The following is a 24,475-nucleotide window of genomic DNA, read 5'->3' on the forward strand; positions in this document are numbered from 1 at the left end:
GTGCGCGTGCATGCCCGGCCTGGCGACAATCTGGATACCATCATGCTTGCAAAACGTATCATCCCCTGCCTCGACGTGACCAATGGCCGCGTCGTCAAAGGCGTCAATTTCACGGAATTGCGCGACGCCGGCGATCCGGTGGAAATTGCCCGCCGCTATGATGAGCAGGGCGCCGACGAAATCACTTTCCTCGACATTACCGCGTCCAGCGACAACCGTGGCCTGATCTTCGACATCATCGAAGCCGTCGCGTCGCAAGTGTTCATTCCGCTGACCGTGGGCGGTGGCGTGCGCGTGGTGGAAGACGTGCGCAGGCTGCTCAACGCGGGCGCCGACAAGGTCAGCATCAACACCTCGGCCGTGACGAATCCGCAACTCGTGTACGAGGCGTCGCAAAAGCACGGCTCGCAATGCATCGTCGTCGCCATCGACGCCAAGCAAGTGTCGCCCGGCAAGTGGGAAGTGTTTACCCATGGCGGGCGCACGGCCACCGGCCTGGACGCCTTCGAATGGGCGCGTAAAATGGAAAGCCTGGGCGCCGGAGAGATATTGCTCACCAGCATGGACCGCGACGGCACCAAGGTCGGCTTCGACTTGGGCCTGACGCGCGGCGTGTCCGACGCCGTCAGCATTCCCGTGATCGCCTCGGGCGGCGTGGGCGGCTTGCAGGACCTGGTCGATGGCATCAAGGTGGGCCGCGCGGACGCCGTGCTGGCCGCCAGCATCTTCCATTATGGCCAGCACACGGTGCAGGAAGCCAAGCGGTTCATGGCGCAGCAGGGCATTCCCATGCGTCTGGCGTAAATATCAGCAGTAAATATAGGCAGGATAGAAGAACATGCAAAACGGAACCATCGTAGCAAGCAATGCCAAGTGGCTGAAAAAGGTCAAATGGGACGAGCACGGCCTGGTGCCCGTGATTGCGCAGGAAGCGGGCAGCAATGACGTGCTGATGTTCGCCTGGATGAACCGCGACGCGCTGGCGCGCACGGTGGAGCTGGGCGAAGCCGTATACTGGAGCCGTTCGCGCAAGAAACTGTGGCACAAGGGCGAAGAGTCCGGCCACACGCAAAAGGTGCTGGAAATCCGCCTCGATTGCGACGAAGACGTGGTCTTGCTGAAAATCGAGCAAGCGGGCGGCATCGCCTGCCATACGGGCCGCCATTCGTGCTTCTTCCAGAAATTCGAAGGCGACGAGAAAACGGGTGAATGGCAAGTCACCGACCCCGTCCTGAAAGACCCTGAGACGATTTACGCGGAAAGCAAGAGCAAATGAGTGAAACCCTGAAGCGCCTGGCCGCCGTGATCGAATCGCGCAAGCTGGCCAACGGCGGCGACCCCGCCACCTCGTATGTCGCGCGCCTGTTTGCCAAGGGCGACGATGCGATTTTGAAAAAAATCGGCGAAGAGGCCACGGAAACGGTGATGGCCGCCAAGGATGCGCGCCGCGACAACGACCCGTCGAAGGTCCTGTACGAATGCGCCGACCTGTGGTTTCACAGCTTGGTGATGCTGGCGCAGTTCGACCTGACGCCGCAGCAGGTGCTCGACGAGCTGGCGCGCCGCGAAGGCCTGTCCGGCCTGGAAGAAAAGGCGGCACGCAAGGATGAGTTGCGCGACGCCGGCGAAACAGACAAACAATGACCTACTGGAGCGTGCGTGGATAACTGTATTTTTTGCAAGATTGCTGCAAAACAAATTCCTTCGTCCATCGTGTATGAGGACGAGGACTTGCTGGCCTTCAAGGACATCAACCCGGCCGCCCCCGTGCACCTGCTGTTGATCCCGAAGCGCCACGTGGCCAGCCTGTCCGATTGCGACGACAGCCATACGGACATGCTGGGCAAGCTGCTGCGCCTGGCGCCGAAGCTCGCTGCCGAGTTCGGCTGCGCCGTCACGTATGACGCCGATGGCACGCCTGCCGGCGGCTTCAAGACCATGATCAACAGCGGCCCGAACGGCGGGCAAGAGGTGTATCACCTGCACATGCATGTGTACGGCGGTCCCCGCCCCTGGCGCGGTCAACACTGATTTCGCTGCGCGCCGGGTTCACGTGTATACTACCGGCATTGGTCGACGCTATTCGGGCACCGTCCCGCAAGGAGAATGTGATGGGTTCATTGAGTATTTGGCACTGGGTGATCGTTCTGGTCATTGTGATGCTGGTCTTCGGCACCAAGAAACTGGGCAATATCGGCGGTGATATCGGCAAGGCCGTCAAAGGCTTCAAGGATGGCGTCAAGGGCGAAGATGACGCTCCGGCAGCCAATACCCCTCCTGCTGCGCCATCGCAAGTGGCCGACAAAAGCACCATCGACGTCGAAACGAAAGAGAAAAGCAAGTTCTGATAGCGTGGCGGGGCGCTTGCCTCGTCCGGTAACAGCCCTTGTCCGCTTATGATCGATCTCGGTCTCTCTAAAATCGCCATCATCGGCGTGGTTGCGTTGATAGTCATCGGCCCTGAAAAGTTGCCGAGAGTGGCGCGCATGGCCGGTACCCTGTATGGCCGCGCGCAACGCTACCTGAACCAGGTGAAATCCGAAGTGTCGCGCGAAATTGAAATGGAAGAGCTGAAAAACCTGCAGAAGGAAGTGCAGGATGCGGCCCATTCCGTCAAGCAAAGCGTGGAGAAATCCATGCATGGCGTGGAAAACTCGATTTCCGGCAACCTGGCCGAGGTGGAAAACGCCTGGCGCGGCGATGCCAGCTCGTATGAGGGGCATCACGATGCCCATGAAGCCATGCTGCGCGCCACCAACGATGACCTGGCCCGCAAGGCGCGCGAATTCCGCCGCAAGAAGCTGGTGCGCAATTCCGCCATCCCTGGCTGGTACAAGCAGCGCCATGGCGGCAAGCTGCACGTGCAATCGGCCGCCGCCCGCGTGGCGCGCTTCCGTCCGCGCGCCAGTTCCTCCTCCTTTTACTCATGAGTAGCAAATCCCCGGTGGAAGAAACTTTTATCTCGCATCTGGTCGAGCTGCGCAACCGCCTGGTCAAGGCCTCGATCGGCATCGCCATCGTCTGCGCCGTGCTGTTCTACTGGCCCGGCCCTTCGCATATCTACGATTTTATTGCGGCGCCGATGATCGCCTCGCTGCCGGCCGGCTCGAAAATGATCGCCACCGGCGTCATCTCGCCGTTCCTGGTGCCGATGAAAGTGACCCTGGTGATCGCCTTCATCGTCGCCTTGCCCTGGGTGCTGTACCAGATGTGGGCGTTTATTGCCCCCGGCCTGTACACGCATGAAAAGCGCCTGATCGCGCCGCTGGTCATTTCGTCGTCCCTGCTGTTCATCGCCGGCGTGGCCTTCTGCTATTTCTTTGTGTTTGGCCGCGTCTTCCACTTCATCAGCGACTTTTCGCCATCGTCGATCGCGGTAACGCCCGATATCGAAAACTACCTCGATTTCGTCATGTCGATGTGCCTGGCCTTTGGCGCCACCTTCGAAGTGCCCGTGGTGGTGGTGATCCTCGTGCGCATGGGGCTGGTTTCTATCGCGAAACTCAAGGAAGTGCGTCCCTACATCATCGTCGGCGCCTTCGTGATTGCCGCCATCGTCACGCCGCCGGACGTGGTCAGTCAGTTCTCGCTGGCCATCCCGATGTGCCTGTTGTTCGAGCTGGGCCTGCTGGTGGCACCGATCTTCGTCAAGGCAACCCAGGCGCCGGAAGAAGCGTCCTAGACGGTCTACAATACTGGCAAGCAAAAGCCGCTGACCTCCTTCGGGAGCAGCGGCTTTTTTATCATCAGGGAAGTTGGTGAATGCTTACTGCAGCATCAGTTTGCTGAGGATGCCCAGGTTGAGCAGGATCAGGGTGCTCATCATCCAGTACACGTGTTTCATGTCGGCGCCATGGCGCAAGTCCAGGCGTTCCAGGCGGGCGTCGAATTTTTGCTCCAGGGCATCTATTTTGGTATCGAATTTCAGTTCCAGCGCATCCACTCTGGCATCGACATTTTGCGCCACCAGCTTGATTTCCCCCAGCAGATTGCGCTCCAGCGCCGCCAGCTCGCCATGCACGACCACGGCCGAACCCAGTACTTCACCCAGCGCCGTGGTATGGGCTTCCGCCTGCTGCGTGGGCACGCCGGCCGAGGCGAAGCGTTTGGCGTCATCGAGGGTGTCGAACTGGATGGGCATATGCATGGACGCTCCTGATATCCAGCCTAGCAGGAAAATCGGCAATTGCCAGTGAGGAGTACGATGGCGCCTGCCTTCCCATGAGCTTAGTGGACCGGCACGCCGGTGCTTTGCGGCAGCGCAAACGCATGCAAAAAGGGCGCCGCGGCGCCCCTTGCAAGGAAAGGATGCGTACGAGTTAATTCATCAGTTCCTTGATGACTTTCACGGGGGCACTGCCGTAGCTGAGGAATTGCTCGTGGAAATCTTTCAGCACGAACTTGTTGCCCAGCGCCAGCTTGCGTTGTTCGCGCAAGTCCATGATTTCGCTGTAGCCGCTGAAATAGCTGGTCAGTTGCACCGAACTCAGCTGCACGCGGCGCCATTTTTCCTTGGCTTCACGCTGGGTCTGGAAAGCCTGGCGGGTCAGCAGGTCGAGCGCCTGTGCTTCCGTCATGCCCAGCACGTGCACGCTGTAGTCGAGGATGGTGTTGGTGACGCTGCGCAAGTTCCACTTCGAATACATCAGCCACATTTCCGGCGCGTTATTGCCATAGCCCGATTCGAGCATCATGCGTTCGCCATACACGGCCCAGCCTTCGATCATGGCGCCGTTGCCGAAGATGGACTTGACCAGCGAGGGCGACTTGTTGGCGTACACGAGCTGCGTGTAGTGGCCGGGAATGGCTTCGTGGATATTCAGGATCTGCAAGATCCAGTGGTTGTATTCGCGCAAGCTGCTTTCCGCCTGTTCCGGCGTTTCGCCGTCGAGCGGCGTCACGTTGTAATAGGTGCGGTCCTGCGGACGGTACGGGCCGGGCGCTTCGATGCTGGCGCCGGCCACGCCACGCTGGTAGGCGGGCGTTTCACGCACGACCAGGGGCTTTTTCGGATCCATCGTCAGCAGGTTGTGGCTGGTCACCCATGCCTGCAGCTCGGGAATCTGGCGACGGATTTCCGGCACGAAATCGGCGGCCGCCACGTGGTTGCTGGAGAGCTTGTCGATCACCATGCCGATCTTCGCCGTGCGGTCCGCCGGCTTGGCCGTGGCGCCCATGGTTTTCGCCCACAGCTCGTCGGACAGGCTGTCCATGTGCTCAAGCAACTTTTCGCGCGCGGCCAGGGCCTTCTGGTACATCTGTTCGGCGCTCACGCTGGCCTGGATATCGTAGGCAAATTTCTGTTCGTACAGCTCCTTGCCGATGCGGAAGGAGCGCGCGTTGCCGTTCTGCGCCAGCGCGGCATCCTGTTCCGTCAGCCAGGCCGCGTAGCCTTGCACGGCCGTGCGGGCCGCGGCGATGCGCGCGTTGTACAGCTGTTTTTCCGTCGGCGTCAGGATCGAGCCCTGTGCCGTCTTGTTCAAGTCATCGAGCACGCTGAGCACGCCTGCGCTCTGGGCGATGGCCAGCTGCGTGTGTTCGCGCGTGGGATTGACGATGCTGGCGCGCGCGGCCGCATAGTATTGCGGCACGGTGGCGATGCGCTTGAGCAAGGTGCGCAGGCGCTGCGGCTGGGCCGCGTATTCCGTGTTCAGGATGAAGTCGATGGAACCGGCCACGTTGTACTGGGCGGGATTCCATTCGAATTCGCGGAAGGTGGTCAGGTACCAGCGGTCCGATTGCAGTTTATTCGTCAGCAAGGCCAGGTCGGTACGTTGCTTGTCCGACATTTTGCTGGCATTCAGCTTGCCGAACTTGCCCAGCCATTCTTCGATGAAAGCCAGTTGCTTCTGGCGGCTGGCCGCGTCGGGAATGCTCAGGTTGGCGGCGCCATCGTACTTGCCGACGGAAATCGCGCTTTCCGGATCCAGGCGCCACAGGGCCGTGAGGAACTGGCCGCTGAGGTTATTCATGGAACGGTCGCTGCTGTTCTCGCTGGCGACGGCCGCGACCGTGGCTGCCGTGGCGGCGCTGACGACGGCCGCCTTCTTGGCGACGGTTTTTTTCTTGCTGCTGCTGGTGCTGGCCTTGCCGTTTTTCTGCGGCTTCTTGGCGGCGCTGGCCGGTGTCAGGGTAAATGCCATCATCAATGCGGCGAGCGCAACTTTATTTTTTATCAGCATAGTTTATCTCTTGAATATTTTGCCGTTTGTCCTCATCAGAGAATAATAAACTGATAATACAAGTAACAAACAACTATTGAAAGGTTGGCCTTGCTTACCTGGGTGGCCCAAAGATTAGCATTAATTGCCGTCGCTGCGCAGTTTTTTGCGCCGGAGCGCGCGACGCTAGACGACGATGGCGCTGTCGCGCAGCAGTTCCTGATGGTGCGCATTGATGGCCGCCACGGCATCCTTGCCGCGCGCCATGCCGGTGGCGTGGATTTCGATATCTTGCGTGTAGCGCTGGCTGACGCGCACCGTATAGGACTGGAACAGCCAGCTCCAGAAGTTCGTTTCATAGACGGCTTCATCCATGTCGCGCCATTTCACGCCCGTGAGTTTCTTTTTCCACGGCAAGATACCTGAGGCCAGCCACACGCCCGCCTCGTCGTAGTACAGTTGGTAGCTGCGTATCGTCAGCAGGCGGTAGCCGACGATCAGGGCCGAGCCGATCAGCACGACGAAGGCGGCGCGCGCGTTGTACTTGAAGGCCAGCGGCAGGGCGGCAAAAAACAGCAGCACGGCAATCATGAAAGTGCTGACGTAGGCGGTCCAGGATTTGCCGCACAAAAAGGTGGCGCGCTGGCCGGCGCTGGTGGCGATATAGTCGGTCATGGCGTGGGAGAGCAACAGGGAAAATGGATCATCGCATGGAACGCGGCTTCGCCGTTCATTTTTTCAACCCCTCTTGGAGCATGCCCAGCATGTCATTGGCCGACATGCGCGCGGCCGCGTCGCTGCCTTCTAATAAACTGTCGGCCAGGTCGCGCTTGTGCTGGTGCAATTCGACGATGCCTTCCTCGATCGTGTGTTTCGCCACCAGCCGGTAAATGGTGACGGGACGCAATTGCCCCATGCGGTGGGCGCGGTCCGATGCCTGGTCTTCCACGGCCGGATTCCACCACGGGTCCATGTGGATCACGTAATCGGCCGCCGTCAGGTTGATGCCCATGCCGCCCGCCTTCAGGCTGATCAGGAAGACATCGCCTTCGCCTGCCTGGAAAGCATCCACGCGGCGCTTGCGCTCCTGCATCGGCGTGCTGCCGTCGAGATACTGGTAACTGACGCCATGCTGCTCCAGGTGCTGGCGAATGAGGGTCAGATGGTCGACGAACTGGCTGAAGACGAGCACCTTGTGGCGGTTTTCCAGCAAGCCCGACAGCAACTGGGCGAACGCGGCCAGCTTGCTGCTGGCCAGGCCCAGCTCGGGCGCCACCAGTTGCGGATTGCAGCAGGCGCGGCGCAGCTTCATGATTTCCGCCAGGATCTGGATGGCTTTTTTTGACGCCGGCCCTTCCACCATGGCCAGCTTTTCCAGCGCTTCGCGGCGCAAGGATTCGTACAGGGCCGTTTCCTGCGGCGACAATTCCACCTCCAGCACGATTTCCGTGCGCGACGGCAATTCCGACAGCACTTGCGTCTTCGTGCGGCGCAGGATGAAGGGCGCGATCAGGCGGCGCAGCCGCAGGCGCGCGCCGGCCGCCGCCCGTTTATCCTGATCTTTCTCAATGGGACCGGCGAAGCGCAAATTAAACTGGTCGAGGGTGCCCAGCAAACCGGGATTGATGAAGCGGAACAGATTCCACAGTTCGCCCAGGTGGTTTTCCAGCGGCGTGCCGCTGGCCACCATGCGGAAATCGCCTTGCAGGGCCATCACGGCTTGCGAGCGCTTGGTGGCGCCATTCTTGATCGCTTGCGCTTCGTCGAGCACGATCGTATGCCAGCGCACGCCGGCAAACATAGTGGCTTCCTGCTGCAGCAAGCCGTAGCTGGCCACCACCACGTCGAAGGGCTGCAGGGTGTCGAGCATGTCGGCACGGTCGCCGCTGCCGAACAGTTTGATGTTCAAGGTGGGCGCGAAGCGCTGCGCTTCACTGATCCAGTTCATGCACACGGACGTGGGGGCGACGACGAGGGTGGGGCCGTTGGGCGCGCGCGCCAGGATCAGGGCCAGCGCCTGCAAGGTTTTACCTAAGCCCATGTCGTCGGCCAGGCAGGCGCCCACGCCCCAGTGCGCCAGGCGCGCCAGCCATTCGTAGCCGGCCAGCTGGTAGTCGCGCAAGTCCGCCTGCAAGGTGCTGGGCAGCTGCGTTTGATAATCGTCGAGGGCGCGCAGGCGCAGCAAGTGTTCGCGCCACAATTTGTCGGCCTTCACGCCGCCCGCATCGTTGGCCAGCTCTTCCAGCGCGAAGGCGGCCAGTGGGTGGATGTGCACGCCATCGGCATGTGCTTCGCCATACGCGGCCAGCTCGGACAGCCGACGGTGCAATTCGTCGCTGAGCGCCAGGAACTGGTTGTCGCCCAAGGCCACGAAGCGGCTTTTATTGTTCTGCATCAAATCGAGCAGGGCGCGCAAATCCATCACCTTGTCTTCGTCGATCTGCACTTCGCCGCTGGCGGCAAACCAGTCTTTTTCGCTCTTGATGTTCAGGCGCATCTGGCCGCTGTCGATGCGTTTCGACACGCGCATGGTTTCGCCTTCCGGCCACGCCAATACCATGCCGGCGGGATCGAGCGCCTGCAGCTCCACCAGCAATTGCAAGCCCAGCGCAGGCTGGCCCAGCAGCCACTCGCCATGCTCTTCTTCCGCCTCTTCCAGCACCAGACATTTCCCGATGAGCTGACGCTGCGCTTCGCGTTCCGCATTCAGGTCGCGCCGCGCCTGCACGGCCCGGCCCGCCACGTCGGCAAACACGCTTTCGGCGCCGCTGCCGGGCGCGTAATAGGCGCCGTTGTCGAGCAGCGGGCGGACCAAGATCTGCATTTTCAGGCCTTGCTGGTAGGGCAGCAGGTGCACGTGCAGGCGGTGGTCGGCCGTGATCGCTTCCGCGTCGCCGGCGCCGCCGCCGATATCGGACTGCACCGTGACCATGGAGGAGATGGCGCCGATGGCCTGCATCACCTGTTTTTCCGCATGCAGGGGCACGGACAGGCCCAGGCCCACGATGGCGCCGATGCGCCGGTGCTCATCGAGGATATGTACCACGCGCAAGCGCGTCGGCGTCTCGCGCTGCACCACCACATTGCTGCCGTTGTCGGGCAGGGGCGGCTGCATGCCCAGCCACAGCTGCCCCTCGTGGGATTTGATCAGGAGTTCCGGCGCGCCGGCGATCAGTTCCACTCTTGTGTCGGGGTGATCGAGCCAGAAGACGAGCGGGTGGCCCACCAGCAAGATGGCAGCCTTGTCCAGCTCGACTTCATAGCGCGGTGCCGACGAATAGTATTGTTTAAAAGGCGCGATGCTGCCCGCCGCGCGCGCGTCCTGCGGCGTGAGGAAATCGATGTCGCCCGCCTCTTCGGCCAGGCGTTTCAGGCCCATGGCGCGGCCCTTGCTCCAGCCGCCGCGCGCATCGCGTTTCTGCTCGCGCACTTCCACGGCCGTGAGGCCGAAGCGCGGGTCGAACGCCACCAGCCAGACGAGGCGCGAGACGCCGCCCAGCGCTTCGGCGGGCGCGTTCTGCTGCAGGTTGATCAGCGCGCTCAACTGGCGCTGCCACGCTTCCTGGCGCTCGAACCACGGCGCCATGTCCGTCAAGCCATGTTGCGCCCGTTTTGCCGTGGCATAACGCTCCTGCTGCGGGTCGCCCATCAAGCCCAGCAAGCCGGCCGCTTGCGCGGCGATCAGGTCGTAGCCGGCCGCGTCCGCTTGCTGCACCAGCGACCGCAGCTGGTCCTTGCGTTCGCTCAATTGCGGTAGCGCCAGCCAGTAGTACAGCAAGCCCTGGAACAGTTGCGCCTGCAGTGCCGTTTCCCAGCTGCGCGTGGGGATGCTTTCCGCCAGCTGCACGCCGGCGCGCAACAGGCGCAAGGTATTGAGCTGCTGGTAGACGATGCTGTCGTGGTTCGGCTGCGCGTGCAGGGCGATATCGAGATAGGTTTCCGCGCTTTTCAGCAGCTTGGCGTCGTTGCCGCGCAGCAGTGCAAGTACATACAGGTGGCCGCCGATGCCCGTAAAGCACAGCTTGCGCTTGCCTGCTTCCTTGCGCAGTCCTTTCAAGGCTGTCTCGAAGCCCGCCACGGCGTGCGCGTGTTCGCCGCGCAACAGGGCGATGCTGCTGTCGACAAACAGCGCCTGCGGCCCTTGCTGGCCCGCCAGGTAGCGGGCGGCCGCGTCGAGTTCGCCGCATAGCAGGGCATCTTCGGCCAGGGCCAGCGGCAAGGCAGCGCCGATATGGTCGCCGGCGGCCGCCTGGCGTGCGTGGTGCGCGCGTGCGTACGTGCGGATGGCGTGCGCCGTGGCCGGCTCGCGCGGCGCATTGCCCAGCAGTATGGCCAGGATGTCATCCTGCAGTTGCGGCATGACGAAAGACAACATTTCCGGTTCGAACGGGCGGCCGAAAATCTCGATCAGCGGATGCAGCTGCTGCGCTTCATAGCACGCCATGCAGGCGGCCAGGATGGCGGCCACGTGGCGCACCTCGTCATTGCGCAAGAGGGCGATGCGCAGGCGCGCCACGCCTTGCCGGTAGCTGCGCAATTCCACATAGCCATCCCAGTTGCGGCGCACGGGGTTGATCAGCTCGATAGCCTGACACAGGTCGCGAAACACCAGGTGCTCGATGGCGGCGCGCATGGCAGGCCAGCGCAGCCTCGCTTCGCAGGCAAAGCCCCGTCCCACCACCTCGCTGGCCAGCGCCAGACGCGTCAGCCGCTGCAGCATGTTGGTCACCACCAGCAGGGAAAACGGCGTGCCGTCCGGCTCGACGACATTGGCGCGCTGCAAGTGTTCATACACGGCATGCTTGCCCACCGGTTCGCCCGTGATCGCCAGCAAGGCCAGGATCATCTGTTCATGCTGCTCCAGTGCGGCGAACTCGTCCAGCAGGTGCTGCTCTGCGTGCTGCTCGGTCATGCGGGCAAATTGGCGATATGCACGGGAGGCTCGCCGGCCGCCACGGGCAGGCCGAACACGCGCTGGTAGAAATACAGTTCCGCGTCCAGGGTGCGCACGATGTTTTCCGCCTTGCGGAAGCCGTGGCCCTCGCCTTCGAGCGGGACATACGCGACGGGTACGCCGCGCGCCTGCAAGGCGTCGACCATCAGCTGCGACTGCTGTGGCGGCACGACCTTGTCGTCGAGGCCCTGGAAGAAGATCATCGGGCGCGACAGTTTATCCGTGTGGTGGATGGGCGAGCGCTCAAGGTACAGCGCCTCGGCTTGCGGCTGCGAAGCGATCAGGTAGTCCGTGTAGCGCGATTCGAACTTGTGCGAATCGTTGTCCAGGCCCTTCAGGTCGGACACGCCATAGTAACTGGCGCCCGCCTTGAAGACGTCGTGGAAGGTCAGCGCGCACAGGGTCGTCAGGCCGCCGGCGCTGCCGCCGCGGATGATCAGGCGCTCGGGGTCGGCCAGACCGTTGGCGGCTAGATAGCGCGCGCCGGCGATGCAGTCTTCCACGTCGACGATGCCCCATTGCCCGCGCAGCGCGTCGCGGTATTCGCGGCCGAAACCGCTGCTGCCGCCATAGTTGACGTCAAGCACGCCGATGCCGCGGCTGGTCCAGTACTGCGTCGCCAGCTTTAATGTATTGCTGGCCATGCTGGTGGGGCCGCCATGGCTGATGACGATGACGGGCGGCAAGGTTCCTGCCGGCGCCTGCACGTCGCCATTGGTGGGGGCATAAAAGAAGGCGTACGCCGTGCGGCCATTGCTGCTAGGAAAACTCAAGCTGCGCGGCACGGACAGATAAGCGAGCGCGGGCAGCGCCGTGATCGACTGCGCCAGCACTTCCAGCTCATGATTAGCCAAATCGATGCGCGCCAGTTCCAGTGCAATGGTCGGGCTGCCGCCCAGCAGTGCGACGAAGCCGGGGCCCACGCGCAGTTCGCGGATTTCCTGGTAGGGGTGGGGAATCGGCTCGAGTTTGGCCGCCGCCACGTTCAGCTGCGCCAGGTAGCTGATGCCGGCCTGGATATACGTGCAGACGATCTCGTCGTCGGACAGAAAACCGTACATGCTGCCGCCGAAGGTCCAGTGCGGCGTGGCAAATTCCGCTTCCATCGGGCACAGCGCCTCGATATTGGCGCCGTGCAGGCGGTACAGATTCCACCAGCCGCTGCTGTCGGAAACGAAGTGCAGCAAGCCGTTCGGCGACCATTCCGGCTGGCAAATCGACTCGCGCGCGCCGCCGGCGATCAGGCGTGGCGAACCGAGGCTGCCATCCGCGTGCACGTCGGCCAGCCACAGTTCCGTGCCTTGCCACGGCAGGCGCGGGTGGTCCCAGCTGATCCAGGCCAGCTGGCTGCCGTCCGGCGACAGGCGCGGCGCCGCATAAAAGTCGTGGCCGCGCGCCAGCACCGTTTCGCGTCCGTCGAAGCCGACGGCGGCCAGGCAGTTTTCCGGAAGGGCATGACCTTCTTCCGGATGCTGCTCGCGCACGGCGATCAGGCGGGAGCGGGCCGCATCGACAACGAAGTCCGCATGGCGCGTGCTGCCGCCCGTGGTAAACGCTTCGGGTGCGTCGTCGCCGGCCACGCGGTACAGGCAGTTGTCGGCGAAATGCGAGAAATACACGGTATCGCCGGCAACGGCATACGCGCCTCCGCCATACTCATGCACGCGGGTGCGCACATTGAAGGGCGCCGGCGTCAATTCATCGACACGCGCGCCGCGCTGGCGCAGCAGGGTGTTGCGGCCCGCCTCGCTGGCGCGCCCGGCCAGCCAGAACACGTCGGTCCCATCCGCACCGCCCAAGGCCAGCTGCGTCAGCGGCGAGGCGCCGGCGGCCACGATGGCCGCGCTGATCGGCGATGGCCAAATGCCATAAGGGGTGCTGGATGCGGTCGAGGTCATGCGGGCTCCGTATAGTGAGGGGATCAAGGGCCGCCAGGCAGGGTCAGGGCGCGCGGCGGCGTGCATCATCATAATGGAAGGGCAGGCACAACGAAAGTCATCGCTGTGCGCGGCAATTGCTGCAAAGCGGCACCGGAATCAATGAAATGGCGGCGATTGGATGCGATAATACCGCTTCTCCAAGCTATTGATTGCCTTCCATGCCACAATTTGCTCCGCTCCAGAATGATACTTTCCTGCGCGCCCTGTTGCGCCAGCCGACCGAGCACACTCCCGTCTGGCTGATGCGCCAGGCGGGCCGCTACCTGCCCGAATACCGCGCCACGCGCGAGCGGGCCGGCTCCTTCCTGGGCCTGGCAAAGAATCCCGATTACGCGACCGAAGTGACCTTGCAGCCCCTGGAGCGTTTCCCGCTCGACGCGGCCATCCTGTTTTCCGACATCCTGACGGTGCCGGACGCCATGGGCCTGGGCCTGTATTTCGCCGATGGCGAAGGCCCGAAGTTCGAGCGCCCGCTGCGCACGGAACAGGACGTGAAGGCCTTGCAAGTACCTGACCTGGCATCGCTCGACTATGTCTTCAAGGCTGTCACGCAAATCCGTACGGAACTCAATGGCCGCGTGCCGCTGATCGGTTTTTCCGGCAGCCCGTGGACCCTGGCGTGCTATATGGTGGAAGGCGGCGGCTCGAAAGAGTTCCATACCATCAAGAAGATGCTGTACAACCGCCCGGACCTGATGCACCACATCCTGGCGATCAACGCCACCTCCGTGGCGCAGTACCTGAACGCGCAAATTGATGCCGGCGCGCAAGCCGTGATGATTTTCGACTCGTGGGGCGGTGCGCTGGCCGATGGCGCCTACCAGGAATTCTCGCTGGCCTACATGCAGCAAGTGGTGGCGCAATTGAAACGCGACAAGGATGGCGTCAAGATTCCCGCCATCGTGTTTACCAAGGGCGGCGGCCAGTGGATCGAGCAGATCGCCGACATCGGCGCCGATGCCGTGGGCCTGGACTGGACCGTCAACCTGACGCGCGCGCGCCAGCTGGTGGGCCATAAAGTGGGCTTGCAGGGCAATCTCGACCCGGCCATCCTGTTCGCCAGCCCTGAGCAGATCCGCGCCGAAGTGGCGAAAGTGCTCAACGCCTTTGGCGCGCCCTCGGCCGGCACGGGCCACGTATTCAACCTGGGCCATGGCATTTCCCAGTTCACGCCGCCGGAATCCGTGGAAGCCATGGTGGAAGCCGTGCACAGCATGAGCCGCGCCATGCGTAGCGGCCAGTAAGTATCCGTTTTCCCCTGGCGCAGGGGCGGAAAAGGCAGGCTTTCCAGCGGAAGCCTGCCTTTTTCTTTGCTGCGCCCCAGCAAGAAATACCGACTTATGCACAATTTTTTTTGCTGCGGAAATAAGAGGCAGTCGAAAAGCCATGCCCGGGGATGCTCTGCAAGTGCTTGATTATTAAGAAATAAAAAATACCTTGTCCGGCGGACTTTGTTGCTATTGATAAGGTTATTCTTTCGTTTGCCTGCCTTATTCCTTCATTGTCCACAAAGTTATCAACAGATTCTGTGGATAAAATTGAAAAGTATTTTGTTAACCGATACTTAGCGCCGATGTTCAGGTTTCACCTGAAGTGCATGTTGCACTGCATGATAATTGAACAATGTTTCGCCGCTCAGTGCGTAAAAACGAACGCTTGCCCGGCAATTGTCAACTTTGCCGCATGCCACCGGTATTTTTCCCGCTCGGGCGCCTCAAAATGGCGCTGATTTCTGTATAAATAAATTACAAATGGTTCAGTTATGCACAGCGGCGGAAATGCCCCCCGGTTTTCCAGCCTCCCGGGCATCAATTTTTAAGCCTTTGATTTTAAATGGTTAATTTTTCTTGCGTGCCGCTCTTGACGGCGATCGAAATTTTCTATCCACATTTTTCTGAAAGTTAATTTTGCTTTGTCCACAAAGTTATCCACAGAATTTTCTTCAGGCACGATGACACGCTGTCCTGCCTGCCGTTAGGCGTTTGAGGGATGAAACAAGTATCATGGCCCGCTGGCTTGATGCCGGACATCCCGCGCGCCATTTACCCTGCGGCGCGCTTTTTTATTGAGATAGGCCCACCCCCCATGTCGCAGTGCATTTTGACGTCGTGCATCCTGAAAATCGCGCTCGACACGCCCTTGAACGCCCTGTTCGACTACCGCTGGAACGCGGCGGCGGTAGACGCGGACGCCGGCGCGGACGCTGCCGCGCCGTTGCCGCAAGTGGGGCAGCTGGCGCTGGTGCCGTTCGGCCGGCGCGAAGTGATGGGGCTGATCGTCGGCGTGTCCGACAGCACGGACGTGCCCGCCGCGAAACTGAAGGATGTGCTGGCCGTGCGCAGCCAGCTGGCGCCGTTGTCGGAACAATGGCTGGCGCTGGCCGCCTTTGCCGCCGATTACTACCAGCGTCCGCTCGGTGAAGTGGCCTTGCCGGGTCTGCCGAAGAATTTGCGCGTGCTGACCACCGTGGCGCTCGACCGCGCCATCAAGAAGCTGGGCAAGCTGGCCGACGCGCATGACGGCACGCCGCTGAACATGCCAGCCCTGAATGCCGCCCAGCAAGAAGCGGCGGACGCCATCGGCGGCGCCCGGGGTTTCAAGCCGACCCTGCTGTATGGCGTGACGGGCAGCGGCAAGACGGAAGTGTATCTGCAAGCCTGCGCCCAGGTGCTGGCGCGCGAGGACGATGCGCAAATCCTGATCCTGGTGCCGGAAATCAACCTCACGCCCCAGCTGGAAGGCAATATCCGCGCGCGCTTTCCCGGCGTCATGCTGGCGACCCTGCACAGCAGCCTGTCCGAAGGCGAGCGCATGCTGCACTGGCTGGCCGCCCACCAGGGCCAGGCGCGCATCGTGCTCGGCACGCGATTGGCCATCCTGGCGTCCTTGCCGAAATTGAAATTGATCGTCATCGACGAGGAACACGACCCGTCCTACAAGCAGCAGGAAGGCTTGCGCTATTCGGCGCGCGACCTGGCCGTGTGGCGCGCCTGGCAATTGCAGATTCCCATTGTGCTCGGTTCGGCGACGCCCTCGCTGGAAAGCTGGCACCACGCACAGACGGGGCGCTACCGCAAGCTGGAATTGCGCGAGCGGGCCGTCAAGAACGCGGTATTGCCGCGCGTCAAGATTTTGGACATGGAGCGCGATAAGCCGAAAGATGGCCTGACTTCGCATCTGGTAGCCGCCTTGAAACTGCGCATGGAGCGCGGGGAGCAGTCGCTGCTGTTCCTGAACCGGCGCGGCTATTCGCCCGTCATCTGCTGCGAATCGTGCGGCTGGATCAGCAATTGCACGCGCTGCACCTCGTTCATGGTGCTGCACAAGCCGGAACACCGCTTGCGCTGCCATCATTGCAGCCTGGAACTGCGCATTCCCCGCCATTGCCCCACCTGCGGCAACGTCGACCTGCAGCCGCTGGGACGCGGCACGCAGCGGGTGGAAGAGGGCTTGCAGCAATTGTTTCCAGAGGCGCGCATTTTGCGCATCGATGCCGATTCCACGCGCAAGAAGGGGAGCGCACAGGAAGCGTTCGACACCGTGCACCGGGGCGAAGTGGATATTCTGATCGGCACGCAGATGGTGGCCAAGGGGCACGATTTCAAAAAGCTGACCCTGGTCGGCATCCTGAATCCGGACACGGCCCTGTTTTCGCAGGATTACCGGGCCAGCGAACGCCTGTTCGCCCAGTTGATGCAGGTGGCGGGCCGGGCCGGGCGGGCCGCGCAGACGGAAGGGGGCAGCGTATCCGAGGTGCTGATCCAGACGCGCTATGCGCGCCATCCGCTGTACGACGCCGTCGTCAACCACGATTACGACCATTTCGCCACGACCTTGCTGGAAGAGCGGGCCCAGGCGGCGCTGCCGCCCTACCTGTTCCAGGCCCTGCTGCGCGCCGAGGCGCCCGAGCTGGCGACGGCCATCGAGTTCCTGCAGGCGGCGAAAGAGTGCATGGCACACCCGCAGGTGACCATCAATGACCCGATTCCCATGAGCATGACGCGCGTCTACAACGTGGACCGCGCCCAGCTGCTGCTGGAATCGCCCTCGCGGCCGGCCCTGCAGGCGTTTTTAAAAGAATGGCTGGCGGAACTGCGCGCCATGAAGACGCGCGTGAAATGGTCGCTGGAAGTGGACCCGCTGGATATTTGAATTAATGCACTGAGTTAGTTCAGATAGTCGCGCGCCGACTTGACGATCTGCTCGGACAGCAGCTTGGTAAACGGCGTGTCCAGGGTCCACGCATGCCAGCTCAGCGGCACATCCAGGGTGCTGCCCGGCATCAGCTCCACGAGACGGTCTGTTGCCAGCCCCTGGGCGGCCAGGCGCTGCGGCATCAAGCCGTAGGCCAGGCCATCCTGGACGCAGCCGCGGCGCGCCGCTTCCACCGGTAAAGTATGGTGCGGAAACGGTTCGCGCAGGTTCAATTGTTCAGCGAGGAAACGCGCCAGCAAGCCGTGCTGGCCCACGACGGCCGGCGCCAGTTGCACTGCCTCGGCAATAAAACCATCGCCGAACCAGTGGCCGGCAAACACGGGTGTTGCCACGCACACATAGCGCAAGGTGCCCAGCGGCGTGACGCTGGTGGCGGCCGCCGCGTCGATCGCTGTGCCGGACTCGGCTGCCACGCAGCCAAACACGGAGCCGTCGCGCACCATTTGCAAGGCGCTGTCGCTGTCGGCCAGGCGCACGTCGAGCTGGCAGCGCGGCGGCGCCAGCAGCGCGGACAAGGTGTCGGGAAACCACGTGGCCAGGCTGTCGGCATCGATGGCGATGGCGATTTCCGGCATGCTGACGCTGTTGCCCAGGTCGATGTCGAGCGATGCTTCCATCAGCTTGACGTTGCGGTGGTGCACGATCAGGCGCTGGCCCAGGCCCGTCGGCACGGCTGGCTGGCCACGGATGATCAGCAATCGCCCGCTGGCGTCTTCCAGCGCCTTGATGCGCTGCGAGACGGCCGACTGGGTGATGCCCAGCGCCAGGGCAGCCTTGTCGAAACTGCCATGGCTGGCGACGGCGTCCAGCACGGCCAGCGCGCGATAATCGAGTGATCCCATTAGCTCAGCTTATAAATTTTGAAAATGATTAGTTATACTAATGCATATATTGCTGCAAAGTAAAACCTTATTTTCGGCAAACGGGTAGTATCGAACGCTGTGAGCAACCTCAGTGGATGGATAGCACGATGAAGACGATACGAGTGGATGTGGCCGTGATCGGCAGCGGCACGGCCGGCATGACGGCGCACAAGGCGGCGCGCATGCAGGGCAAGCGCGTGCTGATGATCGAAAGCGGACCGTACGGCACGACCTGCGCCAGGGTCGGCTGCATGCCCAGCAAACTCTTGATCGCGGCGGCGGAGGCGGCCCATGCCGTGGCTGCCGCACCCGGTTTCGGCGTGCACCCGGGCCCCGTGCGCATCGATGGCCGGCAAGTGATGGCCAGGGTGCGTAGCGAGCGCGACCGCTTTGTCGGCTTCGTGCTCGACGGCGTCAACGCCATCCCCGACGAGGAAAAACTGCGCGGCCACGCGCGTTTTATTTCTCCCGGCACCTTGCAGGTGGATGAACACACCATCGTTGAAGCTGGCAGCGTGGTGATCGCCACCGGTTCCACGCCCAGCGTACCGCCCGAGTGGCAGGCGGCCGGCGAGCGTGTCATCACCAGCGACGCCGTGTTCGAGTGGACGGACTTGCCGCAATCGGTCGCCGTGGTCGGCAGCGGCGTGATCGGTCTGGAGCTGGGCCAGGCGCTGGCGCGGCTGGGCGTGCGCGTGACCCTGTTTGCGCGCGGCAATAAAGTCGCGCAACTGACGGATCCGCTGGTGCTGCGCGAGGCGGATGCCGTGCTGGCGCGCGAACTCGATATCCGGTTCATGACCAAGGTCGCGCACGTGGAAAAAACGCCTGACGGCAGCGGCATCCTGCTGACCAGCAGCGATGGCGCCGGCGTGGAAAAAACCGAGCAGTTCGAGTATGTGCTGGCCGCCATCGGCCGCGCGCCGAACGTGGACAAGATCGGCCTGGAAACGGCGCAAATCGAGCTCGACCGCCACGGCATTCCCCTGCATGACCCGCACACCATGCAGTGCGGCAAAAGCGCCATCTTCATCGCCGGCGACGCCGACAACGAACTGCCGCTGCTGCCCGAGGCGGCCGACGAGGGCCGCATCGCCGGGGAGAACGCGGCGCGCTTTCCTGACGTCAAACCTGGCTTGCGCCGCACGCCATTGACGATTGCCTTCACGGAGCCGCAGATCGCCACTGTGGGCGCCACGTACCAGCAATTGTGCGTGAGCCATGCGGGCCGTTTCGCCGTGGGCGCCGTGTCGTTTGGCAACCAGGGCCGCAGCCGCGTGATGCTGCAAAACCAGGGCTTGCTGCGCGTGTATGCGGAGTTTGGCAGCAAGCGCTTTCTCGGCGCCGAGCTGATCGGCCCACGGGCGGAACACCTGGGCCACTTGCTGGCTTGGGCGTGCCAGGCGCAGCTGACGGTGCCGGCCATGCTCGACATGCCGTTCTACCACCCCGTCATCGAGGAAGGCGTGCGCACGGCCTTGCGCGAACTGGCGCTGCACCTGGAAAAAGACCCGGAACACGCGCCCGGCTGCGCCGATTGCTCGCCTGGCGTCTGATGAAATTTTTGTATTTAAACAATTTTGTAGACAAGCGCACATGATTGCGCGATCATCGCTGCCACATTGAAATATTGATTAAAAGCAAAAAATATTTCAATTGGTTCATGCCCACGACTTCCTGATGGTAAAAAGGGTAGCGGCTAGCGATGACGGAGACGATGTGAAAATTCGGCGCATTTATGCGGGAGAACTCGCCCTCGGCGTGGCTCTGCCCTGGGACGTGCATGGCGAAACGGGCGGCTTGCTGGCCAGGCTGGGCCATGTCATCAGCAGCGAGAACCAGATCGCATTGCTGCTGGCGCGCGGCGTCATCGCCGATGCCAGTGCGGACGTGCCGCGCACGGCCACGGAGGCGCCATCGGCCCTGCGCATGCTGAACCTCGTCACGGCAGGCTTGGGCCTCGTCTTGCCGGCCATTGCCGCCGGGCAGGCGGACAGCCCCCTGTCCCTGCCGGCGCTGGCGCAGCTGGTGGAAGAGGCCGTTGCACTGGACGCCGACGTGGCGCTGGCCTGCATCCTGCACAACCAGGGCGCGGGCGACTTTGCCGTGCGCCACAGCGTCGACACGGCCGTCATCACGGCCTTGCTGGCGCGCGCCCTGAAACTCGACGACGCCGTCGTGCGCAGCGTGGTGCTGGCCGCGCTGAGCATGAATGTGGGCATGCTGGAACGCCATGCGGATTTCCAGCACAAGGCGGGTCCGCTGGACGCCCAGGAACGGGCCTATTTGCGCGCCCATCCGCAAGCCGGTGTCGACCTGCTGCGCGCGGCGGGCGTGACGGACGCCGTCTGGCTGCAGGCCGTGCTGCAGCACCATGAAAATATCGATGGCAGCGGCTATCCGCTGGGCACGCAAGGCGAGGCGATCGGCATCGGCGCCCGCCTGATCATGCTGGCCGACCGCTATTGCGCGCGCGTCTCGAAGCGCAGCTACCGCCAGCCCTTGCTGCCGAACATGGCCCTGCGCGAAATGCTGATGGCCGACAAGGCCACCCTTGATGCGCCGCTGGCGTCGCTGCTGGTGCGCGAGCTGGGCATCTACCCAGTCGGCACCTTCGTCAAACTGTTGAATGGGGAAATCGGCGTCGTCACGCGCAAGGGCTTGAATGCCACCACGCCGCATGTGCAGTCGCTGATCGGCCCGCGTGGCGCGCGCCTCGAGGTGCCGCTGCGGCGCGACACGCGCGTGGACTTGCACGCCATCCGCGAAGTGCTCAGTGCGGAGCAGGCGGGACTGCAGTTTCGCCCTGATCAGCTGTGGGGCCGCAGCGCCAGAGTTTGATTTAGTTCAGCAGACCCGCATCCAGCCGTCCTTCGACTGCCAGTTCGCGCATGATGCGCACGGTGTCGATGTCGGATTCCTTGTAGGCGGAACGGCGGAAGTCGTCGTACAGGGCGTTGGCCGCATCGGTGGCCGCGTCGTGGCCGTCGTCGTACTGGAAGCGCACCCACAGGCTCGCTTCGTCGGGCATCTCGATGGTCATGATCAATGACGAGGCGCTGATGTCCTTTTGCGCCGGCACTTCGTAGCGCACCTGCAGTTGCGGTATCAGCACCACCCTGTCGTTGATGACCAGCTCGCCATAGCGCAGGCTGCGCGCGAAACCGGCATCGCTGCGCTCGCTGATCTGACATTCATCAAGGTGCGGCACGAACAGCTTGGGCGACTCGGCGCGCAAGACGAGGCCGCGCCAGACCTGTTCCAGGCTCAAGGTGTCGATCAGCGGGTTCAAGGGATCGTTGATTTCAATCAGGTGTTCAAATTTCATGGGACTGCCATTCGGTAAGTGGGCGCGCACGGGCGATATAGGCGGAATGGTACTCCAGGCGTGGCATCGCCGCACGCATTGCATCGGCCAAGATGGCGGCATATGGTGATATATCAATGCCATTGCCTGTTTTTCAGGCATGGCCCATCGTGCAAAAGGCGGGCGCGACGCTGTTACAATGGGCTGCTGTTCCCTGCGGAAATACCCTGATGTCCAAAGCACCACAGTTCGGTCTGAATGCGCCCCAAAGCGAAGCGGTTACCTACCTCGACGGCCCTTGCCTGGTGCTGGCGGGCGCCGGCTCGGGCAAGACGCGCGTGATCACGCAAAAGATCGCTCATCTGATCGAAGACCGGGGCTATGACCCGCGCACCATCGCCGCGCTGACCTTCACCAACAAGGCGGCGCTGGAAATGCAGGAACGCATCGCCAAGCTGTTGAAACAGCCGCGCCAGGCCAAGCAGCTGACGGTGTCGACCTTCCACTCGCTGGGCGTGAAGATCCTGCGCCAGGAAGCCAATGGCGTGGGCTTGAAAGACCGCTTTTCCATCATGGATAGCGACGATTGTTTTTCGCTGGTGCAAGACTTGGCCATTACCACGGATAAACAGGTGATCCGCGGCATCCAGAACGCCATGTCCTTGTGGAAAAACGGCTTGATCGACCCGGACATGGCCCTGGCGCAAGCCAAGGATGAAGACGAGGCGAACGCGGCGCGCATCTATCGCAGCTATGTGGCCACCCTGTCCGCCTACCAGGCCGTCGATTTCGACGATTTAATACGCCTGCCGGTGGAACTGTTCCGCAACAACGGCCCCGTGCGTGACAAGTGGCAGCGCCGCCTGCGCTATCTGCTCGTCGATGAATACCAGGATACGAATACGTGCCAGTACGAACTGGTGAAATTGATGGTGACGGGCATCGGCAAGAAGCCGATGTTTACGGCCGTGGGTGACGACGACCAGGCAATCTATGCGTGGCGCGGCGCCACCGTGGAAAACCTGAAGACCCTGGAAACGGATTTCCCCGATTTGCGCGTGATCAAACTCGAGCAAAATTACCGCTCCACCATGCGCGTGCTCAACGCGGCCAATGCCGTCATCGGCAACAACCCGAAGCTGTTTGAAAAGTCGCTGTGGTCGGAACATGGCCTGGGCGAGCCGATCAAGGTGCTGGGCATGCAGACGGACGAGCAGGAGGCGGAACAGGTCGCCATCATGATTTCGGCCGACCATTTTGAACGCAAGAACAAATTTTCCGATTACGCGATTCTGTACCGGGGTAATCACCAGGCGCGCATCATCGAGCAGTGTCTGCGCAAGGAACGCATCCCGTACACGATTTCGGGCGGCCAGAGTTTCTTCGACAAGGCCGAGATCAAGGACATCATCAGCTATCTGCGCCTGCTGGCCAACGAAGACGATGACCCGGCCTTCATCCGCGCCGTGACGACGCCGCGCCGTGGCGTGGGGCAATCGACGCTGGAAGTGCTGGGCGCGTTCTCGGGGCAGTGGCAGTGCTCGCTGTTCCAGGCTGTGTTCAAAGGCGGCATCGAGGCCAAGCTGACGGACCGCCAGCTGGGGCCGCTGCGCGACTTCTGCAATTTCATCAACGACCTCGAATCGCGCGCCAGCCGTCCCGGTGCGGCCGGCAGCGGCGACAACGCGGCCGAAGTGCTGGACGACATGATGAAGGAAATCCACTACGAATCGTATCTGTACGATGCTTTCGAGGAACGCCAAGCGCAAAGCAAGTGGCAGAACGTGCTGGAATTCGTCAACTGGCTCAAGGAACGGGGCCGGGGCGGCAAGGACCGCGATGGCGAAGAAAAGAACGTGCTGGAATTGACGCAGATGGTGGCCCTGATGACCATGCTCGAGGGCAAGGACGAAGAGCAGGATGCCGTGCGCATGTCGACCCTGCACGCGTCGAAAGGCCTGGAGTTTCCGCACGTGTTTCTGGTCGGCGTGGAAGAGGGGATTTTGCCGCACAAGGGCGACCCCGACGCGCCGGCCGAAACCATCGCCGCACGCATCCAGGAAGAGCGCCGGCTGATGTACGTGGGTATTACGCGGGCCCAGCGCACCTTGCACATCACCTGGTGCAAGAAGCGCAAGCGGGCGGGCGAGCAAGTCCATTGCGACCCGTCGCGCTTCATCAAGGAAATGGAACTCGACGTGGGCGACGCCGTGCCGACGGAGGCGGAAGTGATTTCGCCGAAAGAACGTCTGGCGCGCATGAAAGCCTTGCTGGCCGCGCCGAAGGGCTAAGCGGCGTTCACGCTTCCACGGCGCCGTCGGGCGTGGTTTTCGGCACGATGGCCAGCTGCATGCCCAGCGCATCGAGCATCTTCAAAATGGTTTCGAAGCGCGGTTTGCTGCCTTCGCGCAAGGCTTTATAGGCGCCTTCACGCGTGATGTCGGCCCGGGCCGCCACCTTGCCCATGCCGTAGGCGCGCACCACGTCGTTCATGGCGGATTGGAACAGTTCGGCGTTGCCGGTGGCAACGATTTCGCTCATGTAGGCGGCCACGGCGGCCTTGCTGGTCAGGTGTTGCGTCGGGTCGAATTTGCTCAGCCCTAATGCTTCCAGGTCGTCGAGGTCGAAGGTGTCATGGTCGATATGTTGGTGCATTTTTTTCGTGCTCCTGTGGATGCCGCCGCCGCTTTCTTCAGGGCCGCCTGCCGGGCTTTCAAGTCCTTGAGTATCGCTTGCGCGTGCTTGATGTCGTGCCGCTGGCTCGACTTGTCGCCACCCAACAGCAGCAAGATCAGGGTGCCCAGGTTGGTCTCGTGAAAATACACGCGCCAGCCGGGTCCCGTCTGTAAAAAACGCAGCTCGCACACGCCTTCGCCCACAGGCCGCCAGTCGCCCTTTTTACCGTGCTGCAAATGCTTGATGCGCGCATCGATGGCGGCCGCCGCCACGTCATGCAGCGAGTCTTCCCAGCGCCGGTATTCAGCCGTCTTGCGCGTGTCGATCAGGTCAGGCAAAGTGGATACGTCCATTGTAAT

General features: G+C 62.4%; 21 protein-coding genes. 12 read left to right on the forward strand and 9 right to left on the reverse strand.

The genetic code is table 11. The annotated features are described in order from the left end of the window. The first annotated feature begins 42 nt into the window (after positions 1-42). The 7 genes from hisF (at position 43) to tatC (ending at position 3,682) form a co-directional block, all read left to right on the forward strand. Positions 43-804 (forward strand): imidazole glycerol phosphate synthase subunit HisF, encoded by a 762-nt coding sequence (gene hisF / locus SJI03_RS27840; RefSeq protein ID WP_034753845.1) that lies wholly within the window; start codon positions 43-45, stop codon positions 802-804. 34 nt (positions 805-838) lie between these two features. Then, entirely contained in the window at positions 839-1,276 is a 438-nt protein-coding gene (hisI, locus tag SJI03_RS27845) for a phosphoribosyl-AMP cyclohydrolase (protein WP_034753847.1), read from the forward strand. After that, positions 1,273-1,644, forward strand: coding sequence for a phosphoribosyl-ATP diphosphatase (locus SJI03_RS27850; RefSeq protein ID WP_322429333.1), 372 nt, complete (start codon positions 1,273-1,275; stop codon positions 1,642-1,644). Before hisI ends, SJI03_RS27850 begins: the two co-directional genes overlap by 4 nt. Before the next feature lie 15 nt (positions 1,645-1,659). After that, positions 1,660-2,031, forward strand: a complete 372-nt coding sequence (locus tag SJI03_RS27855) for a histidine triad nucleotide-binding protein (RefSeq protein WP_099379215.1) — start codon at positions 1,660-1,662, stop codon at positions 2,029-2,031. Between the two features lie 80 nt (positions 2,032-2,111). Beyond that, positions 2,112-2,348: a Sec-independent protein translocase subunit TatA gene (gene tatA / locus SJI03_RS27860; protein ID WP_034780931.1), complete on the forward strand. Its 237-nt coding sequence runs from the start codon at positions 2,112-2,114 to the stop codon at positions 2,346-2,348. Positions 2,349-2,396: 48 nt separating this feature from the next. Further along, the gene (tatB, locus tag SJI03_RS27865; protein WP_099379216.1) at positions 2,397-2,930 is read left to right on the forward strand and encodes a Sec-independent protein translocase protein TatB; all 534 of its coding nucleotides are present in this window, start codon (positions 2,397-2,399) and stop codon (positions 2,928-2,930) included. Beyond that, positions 2,927-3,682: a twin-arginine translocase subunit TatC gene (gene tatC, locus SJI03_RS27870; protein ID WP_322429334.1), complete on the forward strand. Its 756-nt coding sequence runs from the start codon at positions 2,927-2,929 to the stop codon at positions 3,680-3,682. Before tatB ends, tatC begins: the two co-directional genes overlap by 4 nt. Before the next feature lie 84 nt (positions 3,683-3,766). Here the strand turns inward: tatC and SJI03_RS27875 are convergent, their stop codons facing one another. The 5 genes from SJI03_RS27875 to SJI03_RS27895 all read right to left on the reverse strand — a co-directional run bounded on the left by SJI03_RS27875 (position 3,767) and on the right by SJI03_RS27895 (position 13,013). Then, on the reverse strand, positions 3,767-4,147 hold the full coding sequence (locus tag SJI03_RS27875) for a hypothetical protein (RefSeq protein ID WP_322429335.1): 381 nt from the start codon (positions 4,145-4,147) through the stop codon (positions 3,767-3,769). Positions 4,148-4,319: 172 nt separating this feature from the next. Continuing rightward, complete coding sequence (locus SJI03_RS27880; RefSeq protein ID WP_322429352.1) at positions 4,320-6,179, reverse strand: DUF885 domain-containing protein; 1,860 nt, start codon at positions 6,177-6,179, stop codon at positions 4,320-4,322. Positions 6,180-6,347: 168 nt separating this feature from the next. After that, complete coding sequence (locus SJI03_RS27885; protein ID WP_322429336.1) at positions 6,348-6,836, reverse strand: hypothetical protein; 489 nt, start codon at positions 6,834-6,836, stop codon at positions 6,348-6,350. Positions 6,837-6,891: 55 nt separating this feature from the next. Beyond that, positions 6,892-11,073 carry a DEAD/DEAH box helicase gene (locus SJI03_RS27890; RefSeq protein WP_322429337.1) on the reverse strand — a complete coding sequence of 1,394 codons (4,182 nt, stop codon included), beginning with the start codon at positions 11,071-11,073 and terminating at the stop codon, positions 6,892-6,894. Then, complete coding sequence (locus SJI03_RS27895; protein WP_322429338.1) at positions 11,070-13,013, reverse strand: prolyl oligopeptidase family serine peptidase; 1,944 nt, start codon at positions 13,011-13,013, stop codon at positions 11,070-11,072. Before SJI03_RS27895 ends, SJI03_RS27890 begins: the two co-directional genes overlap by 4 nt. Positions 13,014-13,213: 200 nt before the next feature. Here SJI03_RS27895 and hemE point away from each other — a divergent pair, with 200 nt between their 5' ends. Together hemE and SJI03_RS27905 are read left to right on the forward strand one after the other, a co-directional pair. Then, positions 13,214-14,299, forward strand: a complete 1,086-nt coding sequence (gene hemE / locus SJI03_RS27900; RefSeq protein WP_034780918.1) for a uroporphyrinogen decarboxylase — start codon at positions 13,214-13,216, stop codon at positions 14,297-14,299. 841 nt (positions 14,300-15,140) lie between these two features. Continuing rightward, positions 15,141-17,207, forward strand: coding sequence for a primosomal protein N' (locus tag SJI03_RS27905; protein WP_322429339.1), 2,067 nt, complete (start codon positions 15,141-15,143; stop codon positions 17,205-17,207). 14 nt (positions 17,208-17,221) lie between these two features. Here SJI03_RS27905 and SJI03_RS27910 read toward each other — a convergent pair whose 3' ends face one another. Continuing rightward, positions 17,222-18,112: an ArgP/LysG family DNA-binding transcriptional regulator gene (locus SJI03_RS27910; protein ID WP_322429340.1), complete on the reverse strand. Its 891-nt coding sequence runs from the start codon at positions 18,110-18,112 to the stop codon at positions 17,222-17,224. Between the two features lie 128 nt (positions 18,113-18,240). Between SJI03_RS27910 and SJI03_RS27915 the strand changes: the two genes are divergently transcribed. Together SJI03_RS27915 and SJI03_RS27920 are read left to right on the forward strand one after the other, a co-directional pair. Continuing rightward, positions 18,241-19,689, forward strand: coding sequence for a dihydrolipoyl dehydrogenase (locus SJI03_RS27915; protein WP_322429341.1), 1,449 nt, complete (start codon positions 18,241-18,243; stop codon positions 19,687-19,689). Between the two features lie 163 nt (positions 19,690-19,852). After that, positions 19,853-20,974 (forward strand): HD-GYP domain-containing protein, encoded by a 1,122-nt coding sequence (locus SJI03_RS27920; protein WP_322429342.1) that lies wholly within the window; start codon positions 19,853-19,855, stop codon positions 20,972-20,974. 1 nt (position 20,975) lies between these two features. Here the strand turns inward: SJI03_RS27920 and SJI03_RS27925 are convergent, their stop codons facing one another. Next, complete coding sequence (locus SJI03_RS27925; protein WP_322429343.1) at positions 20,976-21,461, reverse strand: SRPBCC family protein; 486 nt, start codon at positions 21,459-21,461, stop codon at positions 20,976-20,978. 209 nt (positions 21,462-21,670) lie between these two features. Here SJI03_RS27925 and SJI03_RS27930 point away from each other — a divergent pair, with 209 nt between their 5' ends. Further along, positions 21,671-23,731, forward strand: coding sequence for a UvrD-helicase domain-containing protein (locus SJI03_RS27930; protein ID WP_051991465.1), 2,061 nt, complete (start codon positions 21,671-21,673; stop codon positions 23,729-23,731). A 7-nt stretch (positions 23,732-23,738) separates the two neighbouring features. Here SJI03_RS27930 and SJI03_RS27935 read toward each other — a convergent pair whose 3' ends face one another. Beyond that, on the reverse strand, positions 23,739-24,095 hold the full coding sequence (locus tag SJI03_RS27935) for an addiction module antidote protein (protein WP_322429344.1): 357 nt from the start codon (positions 24,093-24,095) through the stop codon (positions 23,739-23,741). Continuing rightward, the gene (locus SJI03_RS27940; protein WP_322429345.1) at positions 24,041-24,469 is read right to left on the reverse strand and encodes a type II toxin-antitoxin system RelE/ParE family toxin; all 429 of its coding nucleotides are present in this window, start codon (positions 24,467-24,469) and stop codon (positions 24,041-24,043) included. The genes SJI03_RS27935 and SJI03_RS27940 overlap by 55 nt, the downstream gene beginning before the upstream one ends. Positions 24,470-24,475 lie beyond the last annotated feature (6 nt).

This window comes from Janthinobacterium sp. GMG1 (assembly GCF_034427795.1).
GTDB lineage: Bacteria > Pseudomonadota > Gammaproteobacteria > Burkholderiales > Burkholderiaceae_D > Janthinobacterium.

Coding starts and splice junctions, on each gene's coding strand:
- hisI (WP_034753847.1), top strand. CDS start 839: ATGCAAAACGGAACCATCGTAGCAAGCAATGCCAAGTGGCTGAAAAAG.
- SJI03_RS27890 (WP_322429337.1), bottom strand. CDS start 11,073: ATGACCGAGCAGCACGCAGAGCAGCACCTGCTGGACGAGTTCGCCGCA.
- hisF (WP_034753845.1), top strand. CDS start 43: ATGCTTGCAAAACGTATCATCCCCTGCCTCGACGTGACCAATGGCCGC.
- SJI03_RS27850 (WP_322429333.1), top strand. CDS start 1,273: ATGAGTGAAACCCTGAAGCGCCTGGCCGCCGTGATCGAATCGCGCAAG.
- SJI03_RS27930 (WP_051991465.1), top strand. CDS start 21,671: ATGTCCAAAGCACCACAGTTCGGTCTGAATGCGCCCCAAAGCGAAGCG.
- tatC (WP_322429334.1), top strand. CDS start 2,927: ATGAGTAGCAAATCCCCGGTGGAAGAAACTTTTATCTCGCATCTGGTC.
- SJI03_RS27895 (WP_322429338.1), bottom strand. CDS start 13,013: ATGACCTCGACCGCATCCAGCACCCCTTATGGCATTTGGCCATCGCCG.
- tatB (WP_099379216.1), top strand. CDS start 2,397: ATGATCGATCTCGGTCTCTCTAAAATCGCCATCATCGGCGTGGTTGCG.
- SJI03_RS27875 (WP_322429335.1), bottom strand. CDS start 4,147: ATGCATATGCCCATCCAGTTCGACACCCTCGATGACGCCAAACGCTTC.
- SJI03_RS27925 (WP_322429343.1), bottom strand. CDS start 21,461: ATGAAATTTGAACACCTGATTGAAATCAACGATCCCTTGAACCCGCTG.
- SJI03_RS27885 (WP_322429336.1), bottom strand. CDS start 6,836: ATGACCGACTATATCGCCACCAGCGCCGGCCAGCGCGCCACCTTTTTG.
- tatA (WP_034780931.1), top strand. CDS start 2,112: ATGGGTTCATTGAGTATTTGGCACTGGGTGATCGTTCTGGTCATTGTG.
- SJI03_RS27935 (WP_322429344.1), bottom strand. CDS start 24,095: ATGCACCAACATATCGACCATGACACCTTCGACCTCGACGACCTGGAA.
- SJI03_RS27940 (WP_322429345.1), bottom strand. CDS start 24,469: ATGGACGTATCCACTTTGCCTGACCTGATCGACACGCGCAAGACGGCT.
- SJI03_RS27910 (WP_322429340.1), bottom strand. CDS start 18,112: ATGGGATCACTCGATTATCGCGCGCTGGCCGTGCTGGACGCCGTCGCC.
- hemE (WP_034780918.1), top strand. CDS start 13,214: ATGCCACAATTTGCTCCGCTCCAGAATGATACTTTCCTGCGCGCCCTG.
- SJI03_RS27915 (WP_322429341.1), top strand. CDS start 18,241: ATGAAGACGATACGAGTGGATGTGGCCGTGATCGGCAGCGGCACGGCC.
- SJI03_RS27905 (WP_322429339.1), top strand. CDS start 15,141: ATGTCGCAGTGCATTTTGACGTCGTGCATCCTGAAAATCGCGCTCGAC.